General features: G+C 64.3%; 7 protein-coding genes. All 7 read right to left on the bottom strand.

Features of this window, described 5'->3' with window-relative positions:
* Positions 1–853 (bottom strand): molybdopterin-binding protein (locus CMI59_RS04895; protein ID WP_293325521.1); only part of this gene is annotated, 853 nt, incomplete at its 3' end.
* Positions 850–1,380 carry an XdhC family protein gene (locus CMI59_RS04890; RefSeq protein WP_339614118.1) on the bottom strand — a complete coding sequence of 177 codons (531 nt, stop codon included), beginning with the start codon at positions 1,378–1,380 and terminating at the stop codon, positions 850–852. The genes CMI59_RS04895 and CMI59_RS04890, both read right to left, overlap by 4 nt.
* 146 nt (positions 1,381–1,526) lie before the next feature.
* Complete coding sequence (locus CMI59_RS04885) at positions 1,527–1,883, bottom strand: XdhC family protein (protein ID WP_293325516.1); 357 nt, start codon at positions 1,881–1,883, stop codon at positions 1,527–1,529.
* Complete coding sequence (locus tag CMI59_RS04880; RefSeq protein ID WP_293325514.1) at positions 1,880–3,067, bottom strand: VWA domain-containing protein; 1,188 nt, start codon at positions 3,065–3,067, stop codon at positions 1,880–1,882. Before CMI59_RS04880 ends, CMI59_RS04885 begins: the two co-directional genes overlap by 4 nt.
* Before the next feature lie 8 nt (positions 3,068–3,075).
* The gene (locus tag CMI59_RS04875) at positions 3,076–3,987 is read right to left on the bottom strand and encodes a MoxR family ATPase (RefSeq protein WP_293325511.1); all 912 of its coding nucleotides are present in this window, start codon (positions 3,985–3,987) and stop codon (positions 3,076–3,078) included.
* 42 nt (positions 3,988–4,029) lie between these two features.
* A complete protein-coding gene (locus CMI59_RS04870; RefSeq protein ID WP_293325508.1) occupies positions 4,030–4,827 on the bottom strand; it encodes a xanthine dehydrogenase family protein subunit M in 798 nt (265 codons plus the stop codon).
* Between the two features lie 11 nt (positions 4,828–4,838).
* Positions 4,839–6,418 (bottom strand): molybdopterin cofactor-binding domain-containing protein (locus CMI59_RS04865; protein WP_293325506.1); only part of this gene is annotated, 1,580 nt, incomplete at its 5' end.

Here is a 6,418-nt window from a genome sequence, read left to right as displayed (position 1 = left end):
CGGGCAGGCCGATCACCGGCGTCTGTCCGTGGGTCGCCAGCAGCAGCAGGTTGCCCGGGTCCACCGGCATCCCGAAATGCTCTATTTCTCCACCACTTAGCTCGATCCCGGCCGGCACCACGTCGCGCCGGTCCACCGTCGCCGACGCCCCGAAAACGAGGACTGGCGACAGCCCGGCTGTCAAAAGCGCCGTCACCGCCGCGCTCACTTCGCGCTCGTCATGCCCGCAACGGATCTCGCGCGCGATCTCCGAGCCCATGCCCGTCAGCCGCTCGTCCAGCACAGCCCGCGTCTTGTCGAGCACGCTTTCCTTCGTATCCGGCAACCTTGTTGCCACTAATCCGGCCCTATGCGGCTTGAACGGGTGCAGATGGAGCAGGGGACCGGGCTCGCCCGCGCGTTTCAGCGCCAGGTCGAGGCTTCCGCGCGGCGCGGCAAAGGGGATGATCTTCACCGTCGCCACCATCTGACCCGCGGAAACTCTGGAAAAAGGCTCCAGCGTCGCCAGCGTGATCGCCTCATCCACGATGTTGATGTGGTCGAGCCGGTGCCGGTCGATCTCGATCACGCCGTCCGCATCGGCAAAGAGGTTCGCCCGCCCGGTGAAGGCTTCGCCCGCGCGGATGCCGGGGCCCGCCAGCGCCGCGGCGAGTTCGCGCGCCGCCTCGTCCTCCGGTACGTCTTCGGGGCCGTACCGCGCGACGATAACCTCTTGAAATCCGGCCTCTTTCAGCGCCGTCACATCGTCCGCGCTGAGGATCCGGCCCTTCTTAAAGGTCGCGCCGCCCACCTTCTGCGAGTGGGCCAGCACCGCGCCCTCGGCGTCTTCCGGCGCGACCGGGCCGAATGTCATGTCCTCAGCCTTTCGGTCATCTGGGCCATGATGGAAATGGCGATTTCCGCCGGGCTCCGCGCGCCGATGGCCAGCCCCACCGGCCCGTGGATGCGGGCGATCTCGTCCTCGCTGAAGCCCGCCTCCGTCAGTCGTTCCACGCGGGTGCCATGGGTCTTCCGGCTCCCCAGCGCGCCGATATAGAAGCAGGGGCTTTTGAGCGCCGCATGGAGCCCGGGATCGTCGAGCTTCGGGTCGTGGGTGAGGGTGACGACCGCGGTCCGCGTATCGAGGTCGATCTTCTCCATCGCCTCGTCCGGCCATTCGGTCACGAGTGTCACGCCCGGAAAGCGCTCCTCGGAGGCAAAGGCCGTGCGGGGGTCGATCACGGTCACATCGTAATTGGCGAGTTCGGCCATTTTCGACAGCGGTTGCGCGATGTGAACGGCGCCGAGGATGACGAGGCGGAGCGGCGGATTGAACGGATTGAGGAACCAGTCCTCGCCGTCAGGGTCCGCCTGAACGCGTCCCTTGTCCGCGCGCAGCACTTCAGAAACTGCTTCAACAAGCCATTTTTCTGCTTGTGTATCAGTTTGATACACAAGTTTTTCAAATCCATTGCTTAACCGGGTTGCTAGTACGACAGGGCGCTTTTCGGCGCGGGCGCGGACCAGTTCGCTGAGGATTTCCGCCTTCATGCGTTCCCCTCGACCGGTTCGATCATGATGCGGATGCGGCCGCCACAGGCGAGCCCGACTTCCCAGGCCTTGGCGTCGGAGACGCCATATTCCACGACCTCCGCCGCGCCGCCGTCGAGCTTGTCGAGCGCGCGGGTCACCACATCGCCTTCGATACAGCCACCGGAAACGGAGCCCGTGAAAGTCGCATCGTCGCGGATCGCGAGCTGGCTGCCCACGGGCCGGGGCGCGGAACCCCAGGTCTCGATGACCGTGGCAAGCGCCACCTTGTGGCCGTCCTTCAGCCAGTTCGAGGCCTGTTCCAGCACCTTGTCGTGGTCCATTTCGCTTATGGTTTCCGGGGGCTCGTTCATGCCGCCTTCTTTCCTGTTTTCATCCGTTCCGGCTCGCCGGAGAGCGCTTCCACCAGCGCCGTTAGCGACTGGATATTGTGGACCGGCCGGAACTCGTCCACATGGGGCAGCAGCGCCCTGATCCCCAGTGATTTCGGTTCGAAGCGGTCATACCGCAAGAGGGGATTTAACCAGATGAGCCGTTTTGTCTGCCGGTGAAGCCGCGTGATTTCGGGTTCCACGCCTTCGCCGGCCTCCCGGTCGAGCCCGTCGGTCACCAGCAGCACGACCGCGCCCTGGCCCAGCACGCGCCGGGCCCAGTCCACATTGAAGCGGTGCAGCGTCTCGCCGATCCGCGTGCCGCCATCCCAGTCGTCCACGGCCTGCGTCACGCGCTCGATGGCCTCGTCGATGTCCCGATGGCGCAGTTCCCGCGTCACATTGGTTAGCCGCGTGCCGAAGAGGAAGACATGCACCCGGTCCCGCGCATTGGTCAGCGCGTGGAGGAAATGCAGGAAAACCCGCGCATAAACCGACATGGAGCCGGAAATATCGCAGAGCACGACCAATGGCGGCCGTTTCGTGCGGAAGTCGCGCCGCTTCAGCGGAATGATGCCGCTGCTGCGCAAGCTCGCCCGCATGGTGGCGCGCATATCCACGAGCTGGCCGCGCACCGCCGCGCGCGTTCGCCGCGTCCGGCTTTCATCGAGCGGCAGGCGCAGCCTCGCGATGGCAGCGCGCGCTTCGGCCAGTTCGGCCGCCGACATCTGCTCGAAATCCTTCGTCCGCAGCACGTCCTGCGCGGAAAAGGTCTCGCTCGCGTCGATGTCGATATCGGGCTCCTCGGTCGCCTCCACATCGTTCTGGCCGAAAAGCGCTTCGGCGAGGCGGCGGCTCGTTTCCTCCCGGGTCTCGTCGCGCGCCTCGATTTCCGGCAGCATCATCGACATCATGCGGTCGATAAGCTTGGGATCGCGCCAGAAAACATGGAACGCCTGATCGAAAAGCTCGTGATGCTCGTGCCGCTTCACCAGCGTGGCGTGTAGCGTCCAGTAGAAATCCTTGCGGTGCGTCAGCCCTGCGGCCTGTACCGCCTCGATCGCCTCGATCACCTGGCGTGGACCGGCGGGCATGCCTGCGCGCCGCAGCACGCGGGCAAAATGCACGATGTTTTCGGCAAGCCGTCCCTGTTGGGGCTCTGCCATGGCGGGGCCTATTGCGCCGCGCTCGCGGCCATGCGGATTTCCTCGAGAATCCGCGCCGCTTCGCTGCCCTGAACGCGGGCGATGTCGTCCTGATATTTCAGCAGCGTGCCGAGCGTGTCGTTGACATTATTGGCGTCGAGCGAGAGCGCATTCAGATGGGTCAGCGCGTTCGCCCAGTCCAGCGTTTCCGCCACGCCGGGGCTTTTGTAGAGATCCATCTGGCGGAGCTGCTGCACGAAGGCGACCACCTGCTGGGAAAGTTCTTCCGGCGCCTGCGGCGCTTTCAGTCTCAGGATGTCCAGTTCCCGCTCGGCATTCGGATAGTCCACCCAGTGGTAAAGGCAGCGCCGTTTCAGTGCGTCGTGGATTTCGCGCGTGCGGTTCGAGGTCACGATGACGATGGGCGGATTGTCGGCATGGATGGTGCCGATCTCGGGCACGGTCACCTGAAAATCGGAGAGCACTTCCAGCAGATAGGCCTCGAAGGGTTCGTCCGTGCGGTCCAGCTCGTCGATCAGCAGCACGGGCGGGCCTTCCACCGACGGTTCCAGCGCCTGCAGCAGCGGGCGGCGGATCAAGAAGCGTTCGGAGAAGATGTCCTTGCCCAGCTCGTCGCGCGTTTCCACGCCTTCCGCCTCGGCGAGCCGGATTTCGATCATCTGTGCCTGATAGTTCCACTCATAGACAGCGGCGGCGGTGTCCAGCCCCTCATAGCATTGCAGCCGGATCAGCCGGCGGCCGAGCGCCTGCGCAAGCACTTTGGCGATCTCGGTCTTGCCGACGCCCGCTTCGCCTTCCAGCAGCAGCGGGCGGCCCATTTTGAGCGCGAGGAAAACAACCGTCGACAGCGAGCGGTCGGCGACATAGCTGCCGCGCGCGAGCAGATCGACGGTCTCGTCGATGGATGAAGGCAGGGTCATGAACTCAGTCTACCGGTCAGGAGCCAAAGGCGTAAACGCCGCTTATCCGGCTGCCTCGACCGCCCGTTTGGCCATCACGGAGATGAGGTGTGCCCGATATTCGGCACTTCCATGCATATCAGTGTTGAGGCCGTCCGGGGATATCTTGACGTTCGCGACGGCATCCGGCGACCAGTTCTTCTCCAGCGCAGCTTCCATCTCGGTTGCGCGGAAAACGCCGTCCTGTCCGGCGCCCGTCACGGCGACGCGAATGCCCCAAGGGCCCTTGGACACAAAGACGCCGACCATCGCGTAGCGCGAGGCCGGATTGGCGAACTTCATATAGGCGGCCTTTTCCGGATGCGGGAAGGTCACTTCCTTGATGATCTCGTCGTCTTCCAGCGCGGTTTCGAACATGCCGGTGAAGAACTCGTCGGCCTCGATCAGCCGCTTCGTGGTGTGGATCTTGGCGTCGAGCGCCAGGCAGGCGCCGGGATAGTCGGCAGCCGGATCGTTATTGGCGATGGAGCCGCCCAGCGTTCCCATATGGCGGACGGCGGGATCGCCGATATTGTCGGCCAGTTTTGCCAGCGCCGGATTGTGCTTCATGACATCGGCCGAGGCCGCCACGTCGGCATGTTTGGTGCCCGCACCGATGGTCAGGGCGTCGCCTTCGGCCTTGATGTAGCGCAGGTCGGCCAGCGAGCCGATATCGACGAGGTCGCTCGGCATGGCGAGACGCTGTTTCAGCGTGGGGATAAGGGTCTGCCCGCCGGCCAGCAGCTTCGGATCGTCCGCATCGGCAAGCGCTTTCACGGCTTCGTCCAGCGTCTTGGGGCGGTGATAGTTGAACTGGTACATGGGGCTTCTCCTTATTCGGCGGCTGCGCGGGGCTGCTTGGCTTGCAGCGCGGCCCAGACACGCGCCGGCGTCGCCGGCATGGCAATTTCTCGAATGCTGAGGGCGTCCGTCACGGCATTGATGATGGCGGGCGGGGAGGCGATGGCGCCTGCCTCGCCGCAGCCTTTCATGCCGAGCGGGTTAGAGGGGCATTCCGTCGGGGTGAAACCGAGCTTGAAGGTCGGCAGGTCGTCCGCGCGCGGCATGCAGTAATCCATATAGGAACCGGTCATGAGCTGGCCGGATTCCGGATCGTAGATGCCATGCTCCAGCAGCGCCTGGCCGACGCCCTGCGCGATGCCGCCATGGACCTGTCCCTCGACGATCATGGGATTGATGATGGTGCCGAAATCGTCGACAGCGACGAAATTGACGATTGCCGTCACGCCCGTATCCGGATCGATTTCGACCTCGCAGATATGGCAGCCGGCGGGGAAGGTGAAGTTGGTCGGATCGTAAAAAGCGCCTTCCTTGAGGCCCGGTTCGAGATCGCTGCCGGCAAAACCATGCGCCGTGTAGGCCGCGAGCGACAGCTCTGCCCAAGCCATGCTCTTGTCGGTGCCTTGTACTGTGAAGGTGCCGTTCTCGAAAACGATGTCGTCCACCGCGGCTTCCATGAGGTGGGCCGCGATCTTCTTTGCCTTGGTTTCGATCTTGTCGAGGGCGCGGGAAATGGCGCTCATGCCGACGGCGCCGGAGCGCGAGCCATAGGTGCCCATGCCGAACTGCACCTTGTCCGTGTCGCCATGCACGATTTCCACATCGTCGAGCGGCACGCCGAGGCGCGAGGAAACGAGCTGCGCGAAAGTCGTTTCATGTCCCTGACCATGGCTGTGCGAGCCGGTCAGCACGTCGATATTGCCGGTCGGGTTGACGCGGACCTCGGCGGATTCCCAAAGACCCACGCCGGCACCGAGAGAGCCGACGGCGGCGGAAGGCGCAAGTCCGCAAGCCTCGATATAGGTGGAAAAACCGATCCCGCGCAGCTTGCCGCGCTTTTCTGCTTCCGCGCGGCGCGACGGAAAGCCCTTGTAGTCGATGGCTTCAAGTGCCGCGTCGAGCGAAGCCTCGTAATTGCCGACATCGTAATTCATGATGACCGGCGTCTGATGCGGGAAGGTTCGCACGAAATTCTTCCGGCGGAATTCGGCCGGGTCCATGCCGATCTCCCGGGCTGCGGTCTCGGCGATCCGTTCGATGAGGAAGGTTGCTTCCGGCCGGCCCGCGCCGCGATAGGCGTCCACCGGCGCGGTATGTGTGTAAACGCCGTCCACCTCGACATGAATGGCCGGCAGGTCGTACTGGCCGGAAAGCAGCGTGCCATAAAGATAGGTCGGCACGGCGGCGGAGAAGGTGGAGAGATAGGCGCCAAGATTGGCGATCGTCTTCACGCGCAGGCCCAGCATCTTGCCATCGGCATCGAGCGCCAGTTCGGCCTTGCTTAGGTGGTCGCGGCCATGCGCGTCGGAGAGGAAGGCTTCGGAGCGGTTGCCGGTCCATTTGATCGGGCGTCCGACCTTCGCCGAGGCCCATGCGCAGGCGGTTTCCTCGG

Source organism: Parvibaculum sp. (assembly GCF_002684405.1).
Classification (GTDB): domain Bacteria; phylum Pseudomonadota; class Alphaproteobacteria; order Parvibaculales; family Parvibaculaceae; genus Parvibaculum.
This window is presented reverse-complemented; position numbering and strand designations above follow the sequence as displayed.